Below are 23,775 nucleotides of genomic sequence, written 5' to 3' on the forward strand. Positions count from 1 at the left end.
CGCGAATTTCAGCGAACAGATTCGGCGTGAGCCGGAATCCGCCTTGTTGCTTTCCAAGGGTTCCCTGCCACTATCGGCAGGTCCGCGCGACATGGCCGCGACATGGGAGGGGCACTCGAATGGCCGACTACCGGGAGATTTCGCAGGAGTATGCGAAGAGCGCTATCGGCGCAGCGATGTTGATCAATGCCGGCGCGTCGGTCGCCGTTCTAAGCCAAGTGGCCGAGCTCTATAAGCTTGACCTGCTGAGTTCCGTTGTCTGGTCAGTCATGGCTTGGACCGTCGGCGTGGTCCTGGCAGCCCTCGCCTGGCCGACCGCCTTTCTGTCTTCGAGATTTGTGGACAAAAGCGAGAGAGACCAAGGCATGGAGCGAGCTTACCTAGAGGTATCAAATCGGTGGATGGCCGTTGGCCTAATCTTGGTCTTTGCCTCTATTCTTTGCTTCGCAGGAGGTGCGGCCTACATGGTGGCCCAATCTTCGTTTATATCGGAACATCCGCCGATTCCGGCCGCCTCGCCGTGAAAAAAGCCCGCGACCGTGAGGAAGCGCAAGCGCGCCGATGACAACCCGACCCGCCAACAGAAGATGGCCACAGGATATCGGTTTTTTCTTTTCGATAGCCTGCTTTTCGGCCGGCGTGGTGTGTACCTTTGTCCTCCGGAATTATGACGAGCCTTCTGACTCAAGCGTGGTTTGCACGATATTCCTGCTCATCAGGGTCTTTTTTTACCCGCTACGGTCGGGCCAAATTCGAGGACCATTTCAGGGGTTTCAAAGAGGCCGGCTGGACGGAGGAGATGATCATCCAGGTTGGGCGCGCTCAAGCAGCGATCGCTGGAATTGTTTCACTGGTCTGCTTGATGACCATAGTCAAAAATTACCTCGTTCAGTAAGGCTTCTTCGGCCCGGCCTCTCGGAACTCGAATGCTGCTGGACCCATGGCAATGGGTTTTCCGTAGAGATTGGAAAGAATTTCCTGCCTGGCACATATTTGAAAAGCCCGCCACCTGAGGCAGCGGGCATTCCGATCAGACTTCGCGGAATAATGGTGGACCTGAGACGTTGTCGATAGAGAACACCCTACCAAAGGAGGTTATCGATATGCGCCTTTTCGTCCTGTTTTCGGTATTACTTTTGACTGCCTGCATGACAGCACCACGCGGCGCGGCTCCACCCGCACCGCCAACCGCGTCTACATCGAGCGGGAGCAATAGTGGCAGTGCCGGCGGTACTGGCGGTGGCGGCTACTAAAGACGCGAGCGACACTCAGTTTTGGAAATCGCAGAGAACGTTAATCGCGACGAACTGACCGCCCCAGCAAAAAAAGCCCGCCACCACCGGAGGCAGCGGGCTGTGGCCCTCATTTGAGCGTGATTAGATCCAGCGGTCCCGGCGCTGGCCGCCAGCCACAAGAACAAGGCCCAACAGCAAGCCTACAGCCGCGCCCAGCATGAAGGCTGACGATACCGTGCCAGGATTTTCTTGAACGACACCGGAAGCAGTAGACGCCCTATTGCGAAGTGCTTGCGTTGTCCGAGACACGCTATCGGCCGCGCCCTCATACCAACCAGTGGCTTCCTCGACCACCTCTTCAGCGCGCTCCGCGAGCGTCCGATTGATCTTGTTGATCTCGCGCTTCAGCTGCGCAACTTGCTTCTCCAAGGCTTCCTGAGCTTCGCGCTGCGTCTCCGTCGGTGTTGCGGCTTCGTTTGGGTCGTCGGCCATTGTGATCTCCCCTTTTGGTGGGGCTCAACGGACGCCGCGGCGTAAGGTTCCTCATCGAAAAAAACCCGCCACCGTGAGGCAGCGGGCTAAATCTTCTGCAAATTTGCGATAGATCAAATTATCTGGGGATCGTCCCATGTCGCATACCGCGGATGGCGCCGCGGTTCACCGAACACACGGCCAAGGATGCGGAAGCAGGATTTATCTCTGTTCATCATTCTGTATGAAGTCGCCATCCCGCCTATAAGCAACTTCTCGTCCTCGCTCCCTTCGGTCGCAAAACGCCCGCCGCAATCCGGCCGGCGTTGGGGGGTATACCATCTCATTGCATGAGGATTGCCGCCCGCCCACATCGCGACGACAATGCAGCCGAGAAAGCGAAACAGACGGCAGCGCGTAGGTCTTCCGCGATCACGGAAGTTACATGAGTCGCCAAGGTCGGTACTTTCCAACGGCGGACCCCAATCCGCCCGGCCGGCGCCCTACAGGCAATCTACCCCAACGCCCCCCACAGTGGCGCCGGCCACTTTCAGCCCCCTCGTTCGAAAGTTGGCTTCCAATCGCGATTGCGCGCCCGCTGCTGGCCTTCGTAATCAGGAATGCATGTGAAGAACACCTGCCGGCGGTCACGGCCGGCAGCCTTGCAATTTGACCAGACAAAGAGCCCGGCTAGGTCGTCATGCATCGAGCCCTGGTCACGGCCGAGCCTGTCAATCAGCGCCTGGATGTCGAAGCTCTCACTAATATGCTATACGCAAAATGGTGAGGGGCTAGTTCCATGAGACAGCTAGGACACATTGCATTGGCGTGGCTTGTGTTGCCCGGCGATGCAGATGCCCATGATTGGTATACGGGCAAGACTGATCCCGTTCTTTACTATGACTGCTGCGGAAACAAGGATTGCCACCCGATCGATTCCAACGACGTCAGGATGACTAAAGACGGCTATTTCGTCAGGCTGCCGCGCCCCGCTTACTTGAATGAAACCCAGGAAGCGGAGTTGTTTATCCCCAGAGAGCGTGTCCAGACCTCGCCTGATGATCGATACCATATATGCGAACGACTAATGACGTTCTATCGAACGATCATTCCCCGTTTGGAGTTCGAGGCCTATCGCAGATTCAGATGGACGTGCTTCTTCGCACCCCGAGGGACAAGTTCAATCCCGCCGGATGAGATCTACTCGCGGCTTTTGGATTTCAAACTTACCCACGACCCATATTAGAGATGGCTTGAATTTTGTGCTAAGCAGGATCATGAATTCCGGCATTTGTCATCGTCCCAGAAATCCTGCAGCGAAGCGTGCCTTAGGTCTTCCTCGCCGCGCAAGTGCTTCACCCGGGCTTTGATCCCCGGCTTAACCCACTGTGTTGACGGCCGCTTTGGCATATCTTTGGGCGGTGGCCCGGCATGTTCCTGGACGCGCTGCCACAGCCGCTCCCGCATCTCGCGATTGACGCTGACAGAGGCGCTGCCGACATATTTCCGGGTGCCTGGCTCGGCCATCAGGGCGAATGCCGGCTTTCCAGCCTCACGCTCGACGCCGAGCAGCTCGAATTCCCCGACGGTGTAGCATTTTGTCATCAGCCAGTTGGTCGAAGGGCCGCTGCGATACTTGCTGTCTCGACGCTTGGACACCATTCCCTCAAGGCCGGCCTGGTCGATCAGGCGATAGATCGCATTGGCGTCGCCCGGAAGCGCCTGGCTGAACTGGATGTGGATGTTTGGCGGGATGATGCCGGCAAGGATGTCGCGGCGCTCCTGCAGCGCCATGTCGCGCAGGTCGTGCCCGTTGAGGTGCAGCAGATCAAAGGCAACAAAATAAAGATCGTGCTGGCGCCGCGTGATGGCCTTGCGCAAAGCTGCGAAATCCGACAGGCCGGCATCATTGAGCCCGATGATCTCACCGTCGATGATGGCGCTGTCCGCATCGAGCGACTTCGATGCGGCGGCCAGGTCGCGGTATTTCGCCGTCCAGTCCAAGCCACGGCGGGTGAAAATGCGCGTTCCGCTTTCGTCAACGATCATTTGCGACCGGTAGCCGTCGAACTTGAGCTCATGTAGCCACACGCCGCTTTCGGGAGGCTTCTCCACCAAAGTCGGCATTAGTGGCGGCACAAACATCAAACGCATGCATTGACTCGCAAAACTGCGATTCAATTAGCATGCGCTTAATTAGTTCCCATTTTAACGAATCGTTGACCGCGCTGTCCCAGAATAGGACGGCGCGGTCAAACCCAACCGGATTGCGCAGGCGGCTCCGGCAATTCAGCACCCCGCCTCACTGTCGGAGCCGCTTCCACACTCCTCTAAATACCAGCAACGGTTGAATCAACTGTTACCGCACGTGCTTTCCAATGCGCTTTCCCAGTCGTTAGACTTTGATGGAACAGGGCCTCGCCTTCACGGTTGACGCTGAGACAGTCCATCTCTGCGAGGAAGCATGAACGGCCAAGATAACATCTGCAATGCCCGGGCCGCCCTCAAACTGGTCCGTATGGCGATTGAACAGACCTGCCCCGCTGGCGTGTTACCTAGCGAGGAGGCTGTCCTGCTGTTCTATCATCCCGAGCCGATCCACGAGGGCGAAGCGCTTGCCAAAGCCGTCATTGAGACGGGTCGAGAGACTAACCCGATGAATGCGCACATGATCGAGAAGACACCATGACTCATGAGTTGCAGAGAACTTGCCCGCGACGCCAGCATAACCTGTATTTCGCCGCAGGATGTCCGGGAGTTGCTCGATGGCCGGCACGAGAGCGGCCCGGCCAATGTTCTTCGAGGTGAACAAAGGCCGGGCCTGATCTAGTTTCCTGTGCGTAGCTCCGTCAGGTCACAGCGAATGATGCTGCCATGGGAAATGGCTGGCGAGCTGCGTTTGAGCTGCGTCTCCCTTCCCGTCGCTGTCCAAAGAGAGCGACCCGGTTGAACTGTCGTAGCTGACATGGTCGGACCGATCATGCGCAGCCGTACCGGCAGACGAAGCGTCGGAAAGCCCTCCCGACTTGAGCCCGTCAAGGAAGGCCTGGTCGAAGTGAGGCTTGTCCTGCAGCTTGTCCTGGAGCTTTTCCTGGAGCCAGCTGAAGTCGAAGGCGTCATTGCCCCCGCGGCCGGACATGATCTCGGCGGCGCCGCCCTTGCTGGCGTTGGCGCCGACATTTTCATCGCCCTGGACGGTGTGGGCGAACCCGTTGCCGGCCGTTTTATCGTGTGGACCGGCGAGAGACTCCGAGCCGCTAGAAAGGGCGGCCAACACCCGGTCGACACTGCTGCCTGCCTTGTCGCCGGCGACATGGGAGGTGTCGCTGCCGTCATCGCCGGTGGTGACGTCCGAAGGGACAGCCGCAGTGGAGCTGCTGTCGCTCGTGGTGGTGTCGGAAGCGGCGGTCACAGTAGAGCTGTCGTCGCTAGCGGTGGTGTCGGAAGCGGCGGCCGCAGTAGAGCTGTCGCGGATGGTGGCGTCGGCAGGGACAGTCACAGTAGAGCTGTCGTCGCTAGCGGTGGTGTCGGAAGCGGCGGCCGCAGTAGAGCTCTCGTCGCTCGTGGTGATGTCGGAAGCGGCGGCCGCTGTAGAGCTCTCGTCGCTAGTGGTGGCGTCGGCAGGGACAGTCACAGTAGAGCTGTCGTCGCTCGTGGGGATGTCGGAAGCGGCGGCCACAGTAGAGCTGTCGTCGCTCGTGGTGGCGTCGGAAGCCGCGGCCGCAGTAGAGCTGTCGTCGCTGATGGTGGCGTCGGCAGGGGCAATCACGGTAGAGCTGTCGTCGGTCGTGGTGACGTCGGAAGCGGCGGTCCCAGCGGTGCTGAGATTGTGTTCCCGGAAAACGGCTTGCAGTTCCGGGGAGCTCTCAAGTGCGACGTCGCCTTCCTGCGAACCCCAGGCATAGGCAAAGTCGAATTCGGGCGACGGAACCAGTTCGTCCCAGTGGTCCATCATCGTCTGCAGCTGATCCGCCGTCGGCATGACGTATTTGCCGCCCGTGTTGGTCGTCCAATTGCCGCCGCCAAAGGTCTGATGGATCGGAACGATCTGGCTGGTCGGGATGCCCGACTCCACCGCTGCAGCCACGGTTCTGTCGATCATGTCGTAGTCGACCGTGTCTGTGCCCGTGCGCACCGGATAAGCGCTTATTCCAAACAGATCGATATGCGTGTTGTCATAGTTGTAGGTGTTGGAAAAATCCGGGTTTTCGGCAGACCCCATGTCCATCGCGGTGATGAAGGTCTTGGCTTCTGGCATACGAGAGTGGATCCAGTCGGATTCGGCTTTCAAGTCCTCAGCGTCTACCTGTGTGTGGTATTGGCCGGTGGGATCCGGCTCGTCGACGAGAAAAAACCCAAATACCTTCGGATTGCCAAGGAAGGGGGTGACTTTGTCGATAAAGGACTGGGTTACGCCCTCGCCCTCGTTGAGCCAGACCATAGCCTTCGTGCCATCCGGCAGCTCGTTGACCTGGTCAATGTATTGAACGTCAACCAGATTGAAACCGGCGCTTGCGACTTCTGTGGCGGACCCACCTGCTGCGAAATGAAGTGCCATTTATATTCCTTTTTTTCTTAGCGCCCCGCGGTGCCTGCCTACTAGACGGCGTATATTAGCGCCAAATCAAATACCCGCACCCCTCTGATAGAATTTTTGAGATTTTTGGTATTGCATCGAGTGTCGCAGCCCGGATTTCACCGCACAAAGTGCGCGCTCCTGCCAATGTCGATTTCGTGGAAACAATCCGTAGACAGTCTTGATAAACTATCAAAATATTCCTTTTTTGTTCCTAGGCGTACCGATCCGTTCGACGCGCTTGGTAACGCAAATATCAACATTTGTTGTTTCTGACTGCTGCAATCACTGTCTCCTGCTGACGCATCTGCTCGATTTTTGCGCTCTGGCGGGCAGTCACAACGAGGCGACGCTGGCCGCCTCATAGCCAGTTTGGACTATTTGTTTGAACAATCTTGCCCCGGGCGATCGCAGTTTGCGATGTCATGCTGGCGACGGTGCCCATTGCCGCGTTTGAGTTCGGGATAGGTTCGTTGTCTCCCCTGCCGCGGCAAGCCGCTCAAACGACTCGGCGCCGCCTCGTCACGGTGCCGGTTGGGGCCAGCGCTGTAACGCAGCACGGCCAACGTCCGTAAGCGCATACACCCCGCGCTCGGCCCTGGCGAACCAGCCATAGACATTGTGAAGCAGGATATTGGCGGCGCGCGGCGAAATGGTTTTCAGGTCGCGCGGGCGCTTCGGGCCGTCCACCATGGCAGCGGCGCAGGCCAGCGCATCCTGCCGGTAAGCGGTCATTATCGGCGTTCGCGAGCCGCCGCCGACGACAGGGTCGCCGCGCCGGCGCTGATGCTCGTCCACCAGGCGCGATCTTCGCCTCGGATCTCGCCGGGGCGGCAAGGCTGCCGGGCTGAGCAGCAATTCAACGTTGCCGGCGGAACCAACCCCCAGAAGGCCGAAACCGAGCCGCCGGCAGAGTGCGCGGAACCGGCGATCGTGCTCCCGGCCTTTGCCGCGGGCCGACATCCTCGCCGCGAGCCAGACCTCGTCGCACGACGCAGCACGATCGACACCTTGAAGTACGAGTTCGAGGTTGAATTGCAGTTTCAATTCACAGATGACGACCACGGGCGGTTCGCCGTCGCGCAGTCCCACGACATCGCAGCCGCCAACTTCGCCTTTGACGGTGAATTCCAGGCTCTCAAGAAACCGCTTCACCGGCATGTAAAGAGACGTTTCCTGCATGCCGGAGCCATAGCCGATTCGTGAGCGGGTGGCACAGAGCCACTTAGTCATACCAATAACGCACCCAACGGTCTTTGTAGAAACCATTCCAAAAATTGACATTGATACCAGAATTTGTAATTTCTCTATCATCGGCTGAACACGGGAAAGGGAGAGGTCCGGTGTCGATCCGCGAAGAGTTGGCGCATACCACCCTGGTCCTCACATCCGCCGAAGCCAAGATCGTGCAGGTCCTCCTTGCCGACTATCCGATGTCCGGCCTCGGGACTGCCTCGCGCCTGGCAAAGGCAGCGGGCGTCAGCGATCCGACGGTCATGCGCCTCATGGTCAAGCTTGGCTATGGCGGCTTTGCCGCCTTCCAGGCCAAGCTTCTGGCGGAAATCGAATCCCGCCTGCACTCTCCTTTGCTGATGATGGAGGCGAAGCGGCCTGCCAATTCGAGCGAAGGCACGGTCAACGACTACTTCCATTCGGTTTCCGACAGCCTGGAGCGAACGCGCACGGCGGTTCCTTCGCAGAGCTACGGCCGCGCCGCCAGGATGCTGCTCGACTGCAAGGGCCAGGTCGTGCTGCTCGGCGGACGCTTCAGCCGCCACATCGCCTCGATGCTCGCGGGCTATCTCGTGCAGTTCCGTCCCGGCGTGCACGATATCGGCGCACTGGCGCCGACGGATTTCGATCTGCTGATCGATCTCGGCAAGCGCGACCTGCTCGTCGTTTTCGACTATCGCCGCTACCAGTCCGACGTGGTGAGCTTCGCCCGTCAGGCGCGCGAGCGGGGCATGGGCATTCTGCTCTTCACCGATCCTTGGCTGTCGCCGATCTCCGAACACGCCGATCTGACGCTGATCGCGGCAATTGAGGCCAACTCGCCGTTCGACACGCTGGCGACGGCCGTCGTCCAGATGGAGACCGTGTTTGCCCATGCGCTGGAGAGCGAAGGCCAGACGGTGCGCAAGCGCATCGAGGACATCGAAGGGATCCGCCGCGCCAATGGCGTAACGCTCGACGCCTCGGATTTCACCGGGCCGGGTGACCGCAGGACAGTCGCCGGGGACCCGGCCAAATGGGCAGCGCCGTTCGTCAGGGGCAAACCCAAATCGACATGACCAGGGCCGGCATTATCGGCGCAGCATTGGGCGGCTGATTGGTCCGCTACCCGCAACGCCAAGAGACAATCACGAACGCCGCAGAGGCACGAAAGGACATCGATATGGTGGACAGGGATGCGGCCGTCGCCGCCGCGCAAGCCGAGATCGACAAGGATCGCGACTGGGTGATCGGACTGACCAGCGAAATGGTGCGGATTCCTTCGGTGAATCCCAAATTCGAGGCCAAACGAGGCCTGAACCGCGAGGCCGACGTGCAGGCGCTGCTGGAGCCGATCCTCAAGGCGGACGGCTTTTCGACCGAACAATGGGACGCGCTGCCGGGGCGCCCCAATCTGGTCGGCGAATGGGCCGGCGATGAGGAGCGCAGCCTGATCCTGTGCGGCCATATCGATGTCGTGCCGGTCGGCGAAATGAAGAACTGGTCGGTCGATCCGTTTGGCGGCGATATCACGAACGGGCGCCTCTATGGCCGCGGGGCGGTCGACATGAAGGGCGGCGTCGCGGCTTGCATCGCGGCCGCGCACGCCATCCGCAAGGCCGGCATCAAGCTCCAGGGCCGGCTGGCGATCCACACGGTTGTCGACGAGGAAGCCGGCGGCTTCGGCGCCATGGATGCGGTCGCCAGGGGCAAGCTCGCCAAGGCGGTGCTGGTCGCCGAACCGACCTGGGGCGATGTGCTGCCGGTCGAGGGCGGGCTCGAATGGGCGCGGGTGACGATACGCGGCCGCAACGCGCATTCGGCGCTCCGCTACAATGAAATCTATCCGCAGCGCCACGACAAGGACCGGCTGGAGCCCGGCGTCAACGCCATTGAGATCGCGGCGCGCTTCATCACGGCCGTGCGCCAATACGAGCTTGACCGCACGCGGGCCAGATCCCATCCGCTGCTGCCGCTCGGCATGAACACGATCAATATCGGGGTGATGCATGGCGGCACCGGACTTAGCGAGAACGGCCTGCCGACGGTGATGACCAACCCGGCGATCATTCCGGACGTGGCGGTCCTCGATCTCGATATGAAATTCCTGCCTGATGAGAATTCAGCCGATTATCGCCGCGATTTCGAGACTTTCGTGCATCATTTCGCCGCCACCGACGCCTGGCTGCGTGAAAACCCGCCGACCATCCAGTGGGAGCTGGGCGGCCTGTACTTCCCGCCGATGAACACCTCGCCGGATCATCCGCTGGTCCGGTCGCTCGTCGCCAACAAGGCTGGCATCGGCAAGAAGCCTGAGGTGAAGGGCTTCGTCGCCGTATGCGACGCCGCGCACTATGCCGGCGCAGGCGTCGACGGCGTCATCTTCGGTCCGTCCGGCGACGGTTTTCATGGCGCCGACGAATATGTCGAGATCGATTCGGTGGTGGAGACCGCCAAGGTCATCGCCGCCTCCGTCATCGACTGGTGCGGCGTCCGCTAGACTCGAGTTGGTTAAGGTGTGTTGAGATTCAGGTCAGGCCGAGTCGAAAATGGTGGGTTCCGAGAACCGGAGCGCAGCGTACTTTTGGGTACGTGAGCACCGGAAGCGCAGGAAGCCGCCATTTGCAGGCCGGCCTCACCTGAATATCAGCGCACCTTGATGCGGTCGGCCACCACCGTCCATGCGGCGCGGATCATGCCGACCAGGCCGCTTGGGTAGACCAGCATGATGACGATGATGAGCAGCGCCGAGATCATCAGCCGCCATGCGCCGAAATCGGCCATCGCCTCGGAAAAGACGGTGAGCACGAAGGACGCGATGATCGCTCCGTAGATCGTGCTCGTTCCGCCGAGCAGCACCATCGACAGGATGATGGTCGCCAGGCTCATGCCGAACACGTCGATCGAGGCATTGCGCTGGTAGGCGGCATAGAAGGCCCCGGCAATTCCGGTGAAGAAGGCGCTTGCCGCCAGCGTCACCATGCGCTGCCGGACCAGCGAGACGCCGCGGCTGATGGCGTATTCCTCATTGTCGCGCAGCGCCACGATGCTGGCGCCGGCTCGAGAGCGCACGAACAGCCGCAAAAACAGCGTGCTGAGCACCAGAAGTGTCAGCGCAATGTAGAAATAGCCGATCTTGCCGTCGCGGATCATGTTGTGGTCGAAAAGATAGAGGCCGGGCACCCGCACCAGACCTTGCGTGCCGCCCGTCAGGTCCGACTGGCTGATGATGACCTGCATGACGAGCTGTGCGAAGCCGAAGGTGACCAGGATGATATAGATGCCCTTGAGCCGCAGGATCGGAATGGTCACCAGCACGGCCGCCACGGTGGCGATCACGCCGCTCGCCACAAGCGCGATCCACGGATCGATGCCGGCCTGCTTGGCGAGCAGGCTGTAGGCATAGACGCCGATGCCAAACAATGCCAGGTGGCCGAAATTGAAGACGCCGCCATAGCCGAGGCTGAGGTCCCAGTTCGAGGCGACGATGGCGTAGATGAAGATCATGATCAGCACATGCCGGCTGTAGCTGTCGCCGAAGACGAGCGGCAACAGGGCAAGCAGCAGGAACCCCGCCACGAAGCCGATCGCCTCGCGGTTCCAGGTCACACGGCCGGGAGCAGACGGGATGGCGATGTCGAGGAGCGTCATGCGAGCCCCCTGGAACGGGTGGCGAAAATACCCTCCGGGCGCACCATGAGCGTCGCGATGAGCACGAGGAAAAGCAGTGCCGGCGTCCAGTAGAGGCCGAAATAGTAGTTGCTCGCCGCCTCGAAGAATCCGATCAGGTAGGCAGCGAAGATCGGTCCTGAAATGCTTGAAATACCGCCGAAAACCACCACGATCAGTGCCTTGAGCAGCGGGTCGGCACCCATCGACGGGTTCATGAAGCGGTAGCCGCCCATGAAGATCCCGGCCAGCCCGGCCAGCGAAGCGGCGATGGCGAAGGCAAGGCCGTAAAGCGCCGTGACGTTGAGGCCGACGAGCTGGCTCGCATCCTCGTTCTGCGCGACCGCCCTGAGCGCTAGGCCGAGCCGGGTGCGGTTGAGGAACGACCACAGCGCCGCAAGGATCAGCGGCGTGATGACAATGATCGCGATCTGGTGCAGCGACACACCGACACCGGCGATGGTGGTGTTGCCCTCGATCAGGCTCGGAAGCTGCTTGGAGCGCGGACCCCAGACCGTCAGTGCGCCGTTCTCCATCAGCGAGCCGGCGGCCAGTGTGGTGATGACGACGACCAGCACGATGTTGGGACGGCCGATCAGCGGCCGCACCACCGAGGCCTGCAGGATCCAGCCGGCGCCAGCCATGACGATGACGGCGAGCGGGAAGGCGATCACCACCGGCAGGCCGAAGGCGACGAGCTGCCAGGCAAAATAGGCGCCCAGCATCATGAACACGCCATGGCTGAAGTTGAACACACCGATCGTCGTCCAGACGAGGGCCAGCCCGACCGCCATCATCGCGTAGAGCGAGCCCTGGAACAGGCCGCCAAAGAAGATATCCGAAAACATGCTCATGCCCGAACCCTGTCCGATCCTGCCTTCAATGCCCGAAATACATCGCCATGATTTCGCTGTGCTCGATGCTCTCGCCCGGCCGGATCTCGGTCTTGACCGCTCCGTGATCGACGAGGAAGAGCTGCCGGCTGAGTTCGAGCAGGAACTCGATGTCCTGCTCCACGACGACGAGCGGCACGCCGCCCTTCGAGATATCCATGACGGCGGTGCAGAGCTCGTCCTTGATCTTCGGCGCCAGTCCAAGCGTCGGCTCGTCGAGGATCAGCAGACGCGGATGGCTCATCAGCGCCGTGCCGATCGACACCATCTGGCGCTCGCCGCCGGAAAGCGTGCGCACCCTTTGCCGCCACCGTTCGGCGAGCTTCGGGAACAGCTTCACCACCTTTTCGCGGTTCACGGCCTCGTGCGGCCGTGCGCGCGGCGAATAGGCGCCAAGCGCCATGCAGTCGCCGATCGTCAGATCCGGGAACAGCTTGTTGCCCTGCGGCACGTGGATGAGACCGGTGGCGACGATGGCGCGCGCGCTCAAGCCAGTGATGTCCTTGCCGTCGAAGACGACGCGGCCGCGTTTCGGCGCGACCAAGCCGGAAATGGTCCTGAGCAGCGTCGTCTTGCCGTGACCGTTCGGCCCGAACAGACCGACATTGCCGAACCGGCCAGCCTCGAGCGTGATCTCATGCAGAACGGTCACACGGCCATAGCCGGCGGTCACCGCCTCGACACTCAGGATCGGGCTCTCGCTCACGCCGCCGATCTCCTTGTCCCGAGATAGGCCTCTACCACGCGATGGTCGGCGATCACGCTCTTGGGGTCGCCCGCGGCAAGCACACGGCCCTGATTCAGCACGAGCAGATGTTGCGACAGGCTCATCAGGAAGGTCAGCACATGCTCGATCAGCACCACGGTGATGCCGCGCGCGGCGGTGCGCCTGATCAAACCGATCGACGTCTCGATCTCCGGCTTGGTCAGGCTCGATGCCGGCTCGTCGAGCAAAAGCATGCGTGGTTCCGTGGCGATTGCCGTTGCGAGCATCAGGCACTTGCGGTCGAACACCGACAATTCGCCGGCGAGCCGTCCGAACGTGGCCGACGAAAGGCCGACGAACTCCAGCGCCTCGGCGGCGCGGGTCCGCGCCTCGGCCGCCCCTCGCCCGGGCTTGCCATAGCTTGCGCCGATCAGCGCGTTCTCGAACACGGTCAGCCCGTCGAAGCTGGTCTCGCGCTGGAAGGTCCTGAGAAGGCCGAGCTGTGCAATGGCATTGCCTGTCTTGCCCTGGATCTCCATGCCGTCAAACCGTATCCGGCCCTTGTCGGGGCCGAACGGTATGCCGGTGATGACGTTGAACAGCGTGCTCTTGCCACTGCCGTTCGGCCCGGCGACGCCGAAGATTTCTCCGGCCTCGACGGCGAATGAAACATCATCGACCGCCTTGAGCGAGCCGAACGCCTTCGATACGCCTTCGACTTCAAGCAGCGGCATGCCGCTATTTCATCCAGGGCTGCGACTGGAACTCGCCGGTCGCGTATTTGGCGGGCGAGATCAGGGCGCGCTTGCCGTCCCAGATCTGGAAGAAGGTGATCGGGATGTAGTCGTCGCCCTGCATGGCAAGATGCGTCGCCGGATCGAATTTCAGGCGGCCCTCGGCGACCTGCTTGTCGGTCTCGGACAGCGCCTTCATGATCGCGGCATGGTCGCTCGGGTCGCCGGCCTTTTTCAGCGCGTCGAAATAGACATTGACCATCTCGTACAGACCGACGCCGTATGTGCCGCTCTCGACGCCGTATTTGGCCTTGAACTTGCCGGCCACTTCGTCGGCGCGCGGGTTCTTCGGCGTGGTCAGCGCGCCGCCAAGAAGGTTATAGATCACGCCGCTCGACTTTTCCTTCGTCAGCTCGACGAATTCCGGAACGCTCGGCGCATATTGCAGGAACACCAGACTCTTGGTCGGCTGCTCCAGGAACTGGTTGAGGAACGAGGCCGAATTGCCGGGCAGATAGTCGGTGTTGATGACAACGTCTGGCACGTCCTTGCGCACCTTGGCCAGGATCGAACGCCAATCGGTCACCTCGCCGAAGGGCACGAGCTCATCGACGGTGATGGTCCAGCCCTTCTCCTTGAAGGTCTTCTTCATGCCTTCGGAGATGGTCTTCGAATAGGCATTGTCGGACGAGATGATGGCGACCTTCTTGGTCGGCAGCGTGATCTTGCCTTCGGCCGCCAGCTTCTCGACAAAAACCGTGACGTCGGTGTTGTAGGCGTCGAAGGACGGGGTCAGCGACCAGCAGCAGGCGTATTTCGCCGGATCGGGCGCGATGATATCCTTGGTCTGCTGCGATGTGGCCGCAAGCATGTAAGGCATCTCCGCCTCGGCCATGTTGTCGATCTCGAAATTGGTCAGGCTGGCATAGCCGGTCAGCATGAAATGCACATCCTGGTCGCCGAGCAGGCGCTCGACCGCGCTGGTGACGTTCGCAGCCGACTGGTCCTTCACGTCGCCCACGACCAGTTCGAACGTATGGCCGTCGACGCCGCCGGCGCTGTTTGCCTCGTCGATCGCCATCTGCGCGCCACGCTGGAATTCCTGGCCGTCGGCCGCCGCCGGGCCGGTCAGCGGCGCAAGCAGGCCGATCTTGACGACATCGGCGAATGCCGGTGCTGTGGCCAGCATCACGCCGAGCGACGTTCCGATCAGCATATGCCTGAAATGGCGTTTCATCGACTTGGTCATCATTGATCCTGTTCCCCTGTTATTGTCGTGACGATGGTTGGATGATTGACAAATTATGCACAGGCGGGTCAATTTGAAAAGATATTTTCATGCGTAGGCGGACAAATTTGCCCGCTCTGTTGAACGCGTGAGGCCATGTGATGCATTTCCAGGCAGTTCGCCGGGGGGCTGCGGCAATCAATCGAAACGGAGACAGGCGAATGGAGACAGGGATGGCGACCACGATCAAGAAGATCGAAACCAGTCACGGCACGCTCGCCGTGCGCGAAAGCGCCGGCACCGGCATGCCGGTGCTGATGATCCACGGCAATTCGTCGTCAGGCGCCGTCTTCCGCAATCAATTCAACGGCAGGATCGGCGCAACCTACCATCTGATCGCGGTCGATCTTCCCGGTCATGGCGAGTCCTGCGACGCGGTCGATCCGCATCGCAGCTACTCGATGCCAGGTTACGCCGACGCAATGACCGAGGTGTTGAACAGGCTTGGCATTGAAAAGGCAGCGGTCTTCGGCTGGTCGCTGGGCGGTCATATCGGGTTGGAGATGATCGACCGCTATCCCGGCATGCTCGGTCTGATGATCACCGGCACGCCGCCGGTCGCCGGCGCCGATCTCAACAATGGCTTCAAGCCCAGCCCGCATATGGGCCTGGCCGGCAAGGAGACCCTCACCGAAGAAGATATCGACGCTTATGCGCATTCAACCTGCGGCGAGCCCTATGACCAGCTGCTCCGCAATGCCGTCGCGCGCACCGATGGCCGCGCGCGCAGACTGATGCTCGGCAAATTCGCGGCTGGCGAAGGCAAGGACCAGAGCGCGATCGTCGCCGGCAAGACACCGCCGATCGCGGTGCTCAACGGCGCCGACGAGCCGTTCGTCAACACCGACTTCGTCGATACGATTGCCTTCTCCAACCTCTGGGAAGGCAAGAAACACCTGATCAGCAATTCCGGCCACGCGCCGTTCTGGGATTCGCCGGACCGGTTCGACCCGATCTTCGAACGGTTCCTCAAGAACCTGGAGCCCAGCTGGCGCTAATGCATGTCGCGCAAAAATGCGCAGCGGTTTTGCGATAACGACATGCATAAAAACAAGAGCTTAAAGCGCGTCGCATGAGCCCGTTCGAACGCGACGCGCTTTAAGCCCTCAGCCCCCTCGCCTCGCCAGAACGCTTGCCCGGAACCATCATATCCCTGGCCAGGAGGCGGCTCACCCGGCAGAACGCCATGAACGCCCGGCAAGCCTCCTCGGTGTCGACGAGGTCGACCGTGGCGCCGAAGCAGGCATTGAACGCAGCCTGATAGACCGGGCCCTGCCGGCGAACCGGCCAGCCTTGCAGGAAATCCAGCGCCTGTTCGACGCTGTATATTTCCTCGACCGGCAGGCCAGGCGCGGTCGTGATGCGCACCGGCACCTCGAATTGCAATCTGTCCATTCGTGTCTCTCCCGAGCAGCGTTCCCGCAGCAACGCCGCTCGTTGCAAAAAGGTTGCCTTGACCGGCTTCTTGCTCGGGCCACGCTTCTTGCTCAGAAATATGTCGTCAGTGCGGACGAACACCCTGGACAGGCACAAGGTGAAGCCGCAACGCATGAATTTCGCCGGCTTGTGCCCGTCGTCGGCAGTTCGTCCTTGAACCTGGCGCCGTCCGGTGCCAAATCTGAGAGACTTTTCTCACAGGCTCATTAGAAGCCCTTTCTTCCGGCAAGACGGACACAATGGTCACCTATCTCGACGCCGCCACGGCACCGCTCAGAAACACCGGCCAGATCCGCCTCTATGGCGAAGAAGGCTTTGCCGGCATGCGCAAGGCCTGCGACCTCACCGCGCGCTGCCTCGACGAGCTGGTGTCGATCGTCGCGCCGGGCATCACCACCGAAACCATCGACCGCTTCGTCTTCGAGTTCGGCATGGATCACGGCGCATTGCCGGCGACGCTCAACTATCGCGGCTACACGAAGTCGTCCTGCACCTCGATCAACCACGTCGTCTGCCATGGCATTCCCGACAACAAGCCGTTGAAGGACGGCGACATCGTCAACATCGATGTCACCTACATCCTCGACGGCTGGCATGGCGATTCCTCGCGCATGTATCCGGTGGGCACGATCAAGCGCGCCGCCGAGCGCCTGCTCGAGGTCACGCATGAATGCCTGATGCGCGGCATCACCGCGATCAAGCCCGGCGCCCGCACCGGCGCCATCGGCGCCGCCATCCAAACCTATGCCGAAGGCGAGCGCTGCTCGGTGGTGCGCGATTTCTGCGGCCACGGCGTCGGCCAGCTCTTTCACGATGCCCCGAACATCCTGCACTATGGCAACGCCAGCGAGGGCGTCGAGATGCGGCCGGGCATGATCTTCACCGTCGAACCAATGATCAATCTCGGCCGGCCGCACGTAAAAGTGCTGTCGGACGGCTGGACGGCGGTGACGCGCGACCGCTCGCTGTCGGCGCAGTACGAGCACACGATCGGCGTCACCGAGACCGGATGCGAGATCTTCACGCTGTCGCCAAAAAACCTCGACCGCCCGGGCTTGCCAGCATAGTGTCAAGTCGGGCGGGGCATCTGCCCGGCAAAAATGCTGGATACGGGCGGCTATGGGGAAAACCAGCGACGACGACGAGCGGGGTTTCTTTCCCGAGAGACCGACAAAATCGCTCGCGAAAGCCAGGTCGGTCGAAAAGCCGCATTATCTCGGTCATCGCGACCGCTTGCGCCAACGGTTCGCGGCCGCGGGTTCCGACGCCCTCCCCGACTACGAATTGCTGGAACTCCTGCTCTTTCGCCTGATCCCCCGCGCCGACACCAAGCCCGTCGCCAAGGCGCTGCTGGCGCGCTTCGGCACGCTGGCCGAGGTGCTTGGCGCGCCTGTCGCGCGACTTGAGGAGGTCGGGGGCATCGGCCCGGCGGTGGCACTCGACCTAAAGGTCGTTGCCGCGACCGCCCAACGCGCGGCACGTAGCGAGATCAAAGGCCGCGAGGTCTTGTCGTCCTGGACGCAGGTTCTCGGATACTGCCGGTCAGTCATGGCCTTCGAGGAGCGCGAGCAGTTCCGAATCCTGTTTCTCGACAAGAAGAACGCGCTGATCGCCGACGAGGTGCAGCAGGTCGGCACCGTCGACCACACGCCGGTCTATCCGCGTGAAGTGGTCAAACGCGCGCTCGAACTCTCCGCCACGGCAATCATTCTGGCGCATAATCATCCGTCAGGCGACCCGACGCCGTCGCGCGCCGACATCGAGATGACCAAGCTGGTCATCGAGACGGCCAAACCGCTCGGCATCGCCGTCCATGATCACATCATCATCGGCAAGAAGGGTCATGCCAGCATGAAGGGCCTCCTGCTGATCTGACGCCCGATTTGAAATATGCATCGGCTTCTCGTCGGAAGCGTCCGGCGCTGGCTTCACCATGTTCGCGCCTGCCATGATGGCGAACCAGCGGAAGAGCTCGCCAGCCCGCGACTCGACAGCTCGACAGCTCGACCTAGGCGGCGCCCGATAACCTCGGCAATCCGCTTGAAGAGAACGCTTCCATCAGAAACCGACCGCCGACGCGCCATAGCTGCACGCTTCCCGCCAGCCATCTTGAATCGGAAGACATTTCGATCAATCGGCCCTGCCGATTTCGGTCGCTTGATGCGCCACATTCCTCCATTGCCCATTTTCATGAACGTATACGCGAAGGTGCCGGGCTCTCTTCACTACGGAAGATCCCCCGCTTGTTCTGTACGCATTGTGATAACGTCCAACGACAACGGCGACATTGCAGTAGATCATCGCTTTGTTTTCGTCGATGACGAAGGTGGAAAACAGCGCGCGTTCACCCCTACGGCCTGCGATGAATTGCGATTTGTTGCGAGCGCCACCAGAGCTTTCGACGTGAGAATAGTCGTCGGCAGTGATCTCTTCCAGAAACCCCACGTCGTTGCGAAGCAATGCGTCGATGCGCATGGAATCTAGCTCGAGGACTTCCCTCTCGGCTACCTCGCTGTTCACGCATTGCTGACTCACTGGCTGGGCGACCGCGAGCGATATTGGCAGGCAGAGCGAAGCGATGGCCGCTAAGGCACGAAGGTTCCGGGCCAATTGACATCTCCCTCTTGTGTTTGGCGAGGTTCATGGGACTGTTGCGGGAACTCCACCCCGGCCACCGGCAGCCGATGCGCGTGAGCATTCGGGCGCGGCCAGGCTCCCGAGCGGGACCGAAAGAACCTGCCCATCGGGGTCGCCACGTCGCCCGTTCGTCAGGAACCACAGGTTGCCGTCGTTTCCCTCGAGTACATGACGAACACGCCCAAACTCGCCGGCGTAGTGTGCCGTTGCTTCGGGATTGCCCGCGGCGTCAATTGTCACCGACCACAGCCGCTGCCCTGTCAGACCTGCAACGAAGAAGGTGCCGTCAACGTAGGCAAGCCCGCTTGGACCCATTTCCTGCGTATGCCACTGCATGACAGGGTCTATGTAAGCGGGGTTGCCTCCCCTGCCTTCGATGACCGGCCACCCGTAATTTCCCCCCGGCTCAACGCGGTTGAGTTCGTCCCATCCATCATCCCCAAAATCGGTCGCCCACAGCTGTCCCCTGTCATCCCACGCCAGTCCTTGAGAATTGCGGTGTCCAAGGGAGTAGACGAGAGAGCCTCTCACAGGGTTATCCGTTGGGACGCCGCCGGTAGGCGTCATGCGGAGGATCTTGCCAGCAAGTGAGTTTGGATCCTGCGAGAGGTTGGGATTTCTCGTCTCGCCCACCGTTGCATAGAGCATCCCGTCAGGACCAAACTCGATGCGCCCGCCGTTGTGACCGCGCCCTCCGGGCAATCCGTCAAGGACGGCTTGCACTTCACCGAGCGCGCCTTCGCTGTACGCCATCCGCACGATGCGATTGCCCGAAATCGTGCTGTGGTAAGCGTAGAGCCAGACGTTCGCGCTCTCTGTGAGCACCGCAAGTCCAAGCATCCCGCCATCGCCTCGGGCTACGACGTCGGGCACGGTGCCGACTGACCGTAGCGTTTCGCCAAGCCGAAACGCCACGATCTCCCCAGTACCACGCTGACTGACGAGCACCTCGCCGCCGACGCGCACGGCGGACCAGGGTATGTTGAGCCCCGAAGCAATCTCGATGGGGGTGGCCGCGGGCATTACGCACGATGTCGGGGAGCCCACTGAGCGAGACGACTGGGCGTGAACGCCGGAGGAGATCAGCAGCGATATGGAGCCGAGCATGGTGAATGCGAGAGCGATCATCGAGGCCCGAACCACTGCGATTGCTACACCGCGCCCGTCCGTTCCCAGCACCTCATCCCGCATGTGGCCAGCACTGGCTCTTCGATCGAAATCTCGACTCTCCATAGACGCTCTCCATTGAATGGCTGTAGGCCGACCACGCGCCAATCACATCACGTCGCCGTCTCCAGGCGGGACGAAGTCGTTCCAGCCTTGCGCTCCCGGAGCGCATCCAAGCTCCAGACACCCGGCCCGGCGGCGGAAATGTAGAGAAACAGGAAGCAATACAGCATCGCTGCTTCGCCGTGATTGAGTACCGGGAAGAAACCATTCGAGCTGTGCGCGATGAAGTATGCGAAGGCCATGGATCCCGAAAGCAGGAAGGCAACCGGGCGGGCGAAGAGGCCAAATACTAATAGAAGGCCGCCAACCACTTCGAGAACTCCGGCCGTGAGCAGCAACGGGTTGAGAGGATATTCAAAGGGTGCAGGCCAGCTGAAAAGCTTCATGGTGCCATGGGTGAAGAATGATCCTGCTGCAAAAATGCGCAAGACACTCAGAATATGAGGTGCAAAGTTTCGGATATAGGGTATCTGCAAAGCGGGCATATTTGCCTCCAAGGTAACTAGACGGATTGCGAGTTGGGTTAAAACAAGTGCTCGACGGCTCTCCTTCGTCAGAGCACGTCGTCTATGCGTATCGGCAGTTTTCGTATGCGTTTGCCTGTTGCGTGATAGATGGCATTAGCGATTGCAGGCGCTGTTCCGAGCATCACCAACTCGCCCATTCCTTTCACACCGACCGAGTTGATCCTGGGATCAGGCTTATCTATCAGCCCGACATCCACCTCACTGATATCGGCGTTCACCGCCATCACGTAGTCGGCGAGATCGTCATTGAGGTAACCGGCAAAGCGCGGATCGACTTCCGACTCTTCCCGAAGCGCTGTGCTGAACCCCCAGACGACACCGCCGTACATCTGTCCCTTCGCGGTCCTCGGGCTTACGACCCGCCCTACGTCCGCGATGCTGACCGCGCGCGGCATGCGGATCCGCCGGGTCGTCGCGTCGATGTGAATCTCCACGAACTGCGCGATATAGCTCATGGACGTGAAGCCGGGGTAATCGGGCCCTGCGCCTGCACGGCCGCCGGTGCGGTAGGCCTCGATGGCCGACGCGTCTTGACCTGGCGCCAGCTCTGAAACCTTGACCTCGATATAGGGGCGCTTCAGGCGCGCGAGCTGTTGGTGCAAATTGCCGGCTGGCGGATTGGCCCCGGCAAGTTCGGCAAACCTGGCGCGTAGAGCCTCCACCGCCTTTGCGGCCGTCGGGACACAGCTGGCCGTCCCGCGCTCGCCGACCGTGGCGAGCTGTGGGCCCAACGTAGTGTCGCCGAGCAGAACTTCCAGACGGTCGGGGTTGATGTCGAGACCCTGGATGATGACATTAGCAATCGCAGTCAGTATTCCTTGGCCCATCTCGTGTCCGGAGCTGATCATGCGTGTTGTGCCATCGGCCCTGACCCTGAGCGTTGCCTCGCTCGCAGACATCGACGCACCGAAGATGCCGCACGCCACTCCAAGGCCGACCAACGTCCCGTCGGCCAGTCGCATAGATCCCGGTTCAGGAAGACGCCTGCTCCAGCCGAAGCGGCTGGCCCCCTCTCTCAGGCAGTCGTTCAGAAAGTGCGGCGATAGAGGTTGGCCAGCGATGATGTCGTTCTTAGCCTCGTGTTCAAGACGAAGCTCAACGGGGTCCTTGCCAAGCTTGTAGGCCATCTCATCGATCACGCTTTCCAATGCAAAGCCGGCCGGAAAGGGATGCGTGCCCCTTGTGTGACGCGGCATCTGACGATCGATGTGGATGTCGCCTGCAGTCGCCCGAAAGTTCTCGATCGCATACAAGCGGGCGATATCTTCGTGGTAGCCGGTCGAGCGAAAGCCGCCATCCGGAATGTTTTCTTGCACCACGTCGTAAATGATGGCCTGCAGACGTCCTTCCGCGTTGGCAGCAAGACGGATGCTGTGGACACTGCGCGGCCGATAGTTGGCTATATGAAAGAGTTGCCCGCGAGGCGTCACCAGCTTTACCGGGCGCCGTATCAACCGTGCCGCGTGTGCGACCAGGAACGTCTGTATTTTTGGAGGAGATTTTTGCCCGAACCCACCACCGACTTGTTCTGATTTCACTGCGATCTGATCGGGTGAAAGCTCAAATGCTTTCATTAGCGCCGCCTTGACGGCGTCAAGATTTTGACATCCCTCGTATACCGTCAGTCGTCCATCAGTCCATTCCGCAACGGTGCCAAACAACTCCATGGCATTGTGATGCTGGGTTGGCGTCTCGAAGATGCCCTCGACGATTGTCGCTGCGTTTTGGAATGCCCGATCGACGTCGCCTGCGTTGAATCCCTCGGCATCTACGCGTTGCGCACCAGGGCTTGTCATCAACGGAATATAGGGCGCCGTCTCGTAAACCGCCGTCACCGCTTCGGCGCCTTCGATCGCCGCTTCGACGGTCTCGGCAACTACCAGCGCAATGGGCTGGCCCCGATACGATATCTCTGCACGAAGTGCCGGGAAATCTCCTATGCCCAGCACTTGGACAACACCGGGCGTTTCCATGGCAGGCGCTACATCGAGGGCACTTACCTTGCCTTTCGCAATAGTCGCAGGCACCAGCATGGCATATAGCATTCCGGGCAGCTTAACGTCGGCACCGTACTGCGCCCGGCCGAGAACTTTGTCTCTCGCATCGACACGTGCAATTTCCGAGAAGGCTTGCGTAGGCATTACGCCCTCCTTTCAGCGGCGATGATCAGCGCATCGGCGATAACTCTCGCGCCGAGTTCGATCTTGAATGCATTGTGCTGACCGCCTCGGGCGTCGGCGAAAGCCGCCCTTCCGGCCCGAAGAGCAAGTTCAGGTGTGAGTGGTGAACCAGCAACAATCGCTTCGGCGGCGCGGGATCGCCAAGGTGTGGTCGCGACACCGCCGAGCGCAATGCGGGCGGTGCGGACGGTGGCGCCATCCATCTCGAGTGCCACCGCAGCGGAGGCCAATGCGAAGGCATAACTCTCGCGGTCGCGGATTTTATGATAGGTCGATGCGCGGCCGGCAGGCGTTTTCCGGACGGTGATCGCCGTCACCAGTTCGCCCGGATGAAGATTGAACTCGCGGTGGGGCGTATCACCTGGGAGACGGTAGAATTCAGCAATCGGAAGGTTACGCGGACCCTCAGGCCCGAGCATCTCGATCGTCGCGTCCATCGCCATCAGTGCGACCGGCCAGTCGCCAGGCGCCACCGCGGTGCAAGCCTCACTTGTGCCAAGAACGGCATGAGTGCGATCGAGCCCGCCGATGGCCGAGCAACCGGAGCCAGGCTCGCGCTTGTTGCAAGGATAAACGCCAACCATCGAGGTCGATCCCGCACCGTTGCGAAAGTACATGCAGCGGGTGCGTTGCAGAAGGTTGCCGCCCACCGTGGCCATGTTCCGCAACTGCTGTGACGCAGCCTTGAGCAGACTTTCAGAAAGCACGGGATACTGGTCGCGCACGACCGGCGTGTAGGCTACATCGGTCATCAGAGCGCGACCACCGAAGCGCAGAATGTCGCCGTCTGTTTCGATCGCGTCCATGCCGTCGATTCGGCTGACGTCGATCAGATGAGCCGGGTGCTCAATCCCGAGCTTCATCAGGTCGTACAGGTTGGTGCCACCGGCGATATATCGCGCCGATCCTTGGGCCGCCGCAAAACGTGCCACGGCGGCTTCGGCAGAGGGGGCAACGGTGTAGCTCAACGCCCTCATCCG

At 60.9% G+C, this 23,775-nt stretch carries 22 protein-coding genes; 7 read left to right on the top strand and 15 right to left on the bottom strand.

The annotated features are described in order from the left end of the window. The first annotated feature begins 119 nt into the window (after positions 1-119). Positions 120-524, top strand: coding sequence for a hypothetical protein (locus tag RPG13_RS22490; protein WP_127294847.1), 405 nt, complete (start codon positions 120-122; stop codon positions 522-524). 852 nt (positions 525-1,376) lie between these two features. Here the strand turns inward: RPG13_RS22490 and RPG13_RS22495 are convergent. Both RPG13_RS22495 and RPG13_RS22500 read right to left on the bottom strand, forming a co-directional pair. Then, on the bottom strand, positions 1,377-1,727 hold the full coding sequence (locus tag RPG13_RS22495) for a hypothetical protein (protein WP_095485420.1): 351 nt from the start codon (positions 1,725-1,727) through the stop codon (positions 1,377-1,379). A gap of 1,254 nt (positions 1,728-2,981) precedes the next feature. Then, positions 2,982-3,860 carry an ATP-dependent DNA ligase gene (locus RPG13_RS22500; protein WP_095485422.1) on the bottom strand — a complete coding sequence of 293 codons (879 nt, stop codon included), beginning with the start codon at positions 3,858-3,860 and terminating at the stop codon, positions 2,982-2,984. 310 nt (positions 3,861-4,170) lie between these two features. On the opposite strand from RPG13_RS22500, the gene RPG13_RS22505 reads away from it, so the two are divergent. Then, positions 4,171-4,395 carry a hypothetical protein gene (locus tag RPG13_RS22505; RefSeq protein WP_127294851.1) on the top strand — a complete coding sequence of 75 codons (225 nt, stop codon included), beginning with the start codon at positions 4,171-4,173 and terminating at the stop codon, positions 4,393-4,395. A 165-nt stretch (positions 4,396-4,560) separates the two neighbouring features. Here RPG13_RS22505 and RPG13_RS22510 read toward each other — a convergent pair whose 3' ends face one another. Both RPG13_RS22510 and RPG13_RS22515 read right to left on the bottom strand, forming a co-directional pair. Further along, positions 4,561-6,264: a calcium-binding protein gene (locus RPG13_RS22510; protein WP_337126028.1), complete on the bottom strand. Its 1,704-nt coding sequence runs from the start codon at positions 6,262-6,264 to the stop codon at positions 4,561-4,563. A gap of 540 nt (positions 6,265-6,804) precedes the next feature. Continuing rightward, the gene (locus tag RPG13_RS22515) at positions 6,805-7,464 is read right to left on the bottom strand and encodes a DUF2161 domain-containing phosphodiesterase (protein WP_095485424.1); all 660 of its coding nucleotides are present in this window, start codon (positions 7,462-7,464) and stop codon (positions 6,805-6,807) included. 161 nt (positions 7,465-7,625) lie between these two features. Here RPG13_RS22515 and RPG13_RS22520 point away from each other — a divergent pair, with 161 nt between their 5' ends. Together RPG13_RS22520 and RPG13_RS22525 are read left to right on the top strand one after the other, a co-directional pair. Continuing rightward, entirely contained in the window at positions 7,626-8,573 is a 948-nt protein-coding gene (locus tag RPG13_RS22520; RefSeq protein WP_095485425.1) for a MurR/RpiR family transcriptional regulator, read from the top strand. A 104-nt stretch (positions 8,574-8,677) separates the two neighbouring features. Next, positions 8,678-9,994, top strand: a complete 1,317-nt coding sequence (locus RPG13_RS22525) for a M20 family metallopeptidase (protein WP_337126029.1) — start codon at positions 8,678-8,680, stop codon at positions 9,992-9,994. A gap of 146 nt (positions 9,995-10,140) precedes the next feature. Here RPG13_RS22525 and RPG13_RS22530 read toward each other — a convergent pair whose 3' ends face one another. The 5 genes from RPG13_RS22530 to RPG13_RS22550 are packed head-to-tail and all read right to left on the bottom strand — an operon-like array spanning position 10,141 to position 14,745. Then, positions 10,141-11,145, bottom strand: coding sequence for a branched-chain amino acid ABC transporter permease (locus RPG13_RS22530; RefSeq protein ID WP_337126030.1), 1,005 nt, complete (start codon positions 11,143-11,145; stop codon positions 10,141-10,143). Then, positions 11,142-12,017, bottom strand: a complete 876-nt coding sequence (locus RPG13_RS22535; RefSeq protein ID WP_337126031.1) for a branched-chain amino acid ABC transporter permease — start codon at positions 12,015-12,017, stop codon at positions 11,142-11,144. Before RPG13_RS22535 ends, RPG13_RS22530 begins: the two co-directional genes overlap by 4 nt. Positions 12,018-12,042: 25 nt before the next feature. Continuing rightward, positions 12,043-12,762, bottom strand: a complete 720-nt coding sequence (locus RPG13_RS22540; protein ID WP_292651089.1) for an ABC transporter ATP-binding protein — start codon at positions 12,760-12,762, stop codon at positions 12,043-12,045. After that, positions 12,759-13,496: an ABC transporter ATP-binding protein gene (locus tag RPG13_RS22545; RefSeq protein ID WP_292626514.1), complete on the bottom strand. Its 738-nt coding sequence runs from the start codon at positions 13,494-13,496 to the stop codon at positions 12,759-12,761. The genes RPG13_RS22540 and RPG13_RS22545 overlap by 4 nt, the downstream gene beginning before the upstream one ends. A gap of 4 nt (positions 13,497-13,500) precedes the next feature. Further along, positions 13,501-14,745, bottom strand: coding sequence for an ABC transporter substrate-binding protein (locus RPG13_RS22550; protein ID WP_337126032.1), 1,245 nt, complete (start codon positions 14,743-14,745; stop codon positions 13,501-13,503). A 212-nt stretch (positions 14,746-14,957) separates the two neighbouring features. Between RPG13_RS22550 and RPG13_RS22555 the strand changes: the two genes are divergently transcribed. Then, positions 14,958-15,782 carry an alpha/beta fold hydrolase gene (locus RPG13_RS22555; RefSeq protein ID WP_337126033.1) on the top strand — a complete coding sequence of 275 codons (825 nt, stop codon included), beginning with the start codon at positions 14,958-14,960 and terminating at the stop codon, positions 15,780-15,782. A gap of 100 nt (positions 15,783-15,882) precedes the next feature. Here RPG13_RS22555 and RPG13_RS22560 read toward each other — a convergent pair whose 3' ends face one another. After that, positions 15,883-16,179: a DUF982 domain-containing protein gene (locus RPG13_RS22560; protein WP_126106348.1), complete on the bottom strand. Its 297-nt coding sequence runs from the start codon at positions 16,177-16,179 to the stop codon at positions 15,883-15,885. Positions 16,180-16,460: 281 nt separating this feature from the next. Between RPG13_RS22560 and map the strand changes: the two genes are divergently transcribed. Both map and radC read left to right on the top strand, forming a co-directional pair. Further along, positions 16,461-17,288, top strand: a complete 828-nt coding sequence (map, locus tag RPG13_RS22565) for a type I methionyl aminopeptidase (protein WP_128242707.1) — start codon at positions 16,461-16,463, stop codon at positions 17,286-17,288. Positions 17,289-17,340: 52 nt separating this feature from the next. Next, a complete protein-coding gene (radC, locus tag RPG13_RS22570) occupies positions 17,341-18,096 on the top strand; it encodes a RadC family protein (protein WP_128242706.1) in 756 nt (251 codons plus the stop codon). 255 nt (positions 18,097-18,351) lie between these two features. Here radC and RPG13_RS22575 read toward each other — a convergent pair whose 3' ends face one another. From RPG13_RS22575 to RPG13_RS22595, 5 genes are all read right to left on the bottom strand, one after another. Further along, positions 18,352-18,831 (bottom strand): nuclear transport factor 2 family protein, encoded by a 480-nt coding sequence (locus RPG13_RS22575; protein ID WP_337126034.1) that lies wholly within the window; start codon positions 18,829-18,831, stop codon positions 18,352-18,354. 30 nt (positions 18,832-18,861) lie between these two features. Continuing rightward, positions 18,862-20,091: a PQQ-dependent sugar dehydrogenase gene (locus RPG13_RS22580; RefSeq protein ID WP_337126035.1), complete on the bottom strand. Its 1,230-nt coding sequence runs from the start codon at positions 20,089-20,091 to the stop codon at positions 18,862-18,864. Between the two features lie 47 nt (positions 20,092-20,138). After that, entirely contained in the window at positions 20,139-20,573 is a 435-nt protein-coding gene (locus tag RPG13_RS22585) for a DoxX family protein (protein WP_337126036.1), read from the bottom strand. Positions 20,574-20,641: 68 nt separating this feature from the next. After that, the gene (locus tag RPG13_RS22590; RefSeq protein WP_337126037.1) at positions 20,642-22,756 is read right to left on the bottom strand and encodes a xanthine dehydrogenase family protein molybdopterin-binding subunit; all 2,115 of its coding nucleotides are present in this window, start codon (positions 22,754-22,756) and stop codon (positions 20,642-20,644) included. Then, a complete protein-coding gene (locus RPG13_RS22595; RefSeq protein ID WP_337126038.1) occupies positions 22,756-23,772 on the bottom strand; it encodes an FAD binding domain-containing protein in 1,017 nt (338 codons plus the stop codon). Before RPG13_RS22595 ends, RPG13_RS22590 begins: the two co-directional genes overlap by 1 nt. Positions 23,773-23,775 lie beyond the last annotated feature (3 nt).

Source organism: Mesorhizobium sp. ISC15 (assembly GCF_037162615.1).
Taxonomy (GTDB): Bacteria; Pseudomonadota; Alphaproteobacteria; order Rhizobiales; family Rhizobiaceae; genus Mesorhizobium; species Mesorhizobium mediterraneum.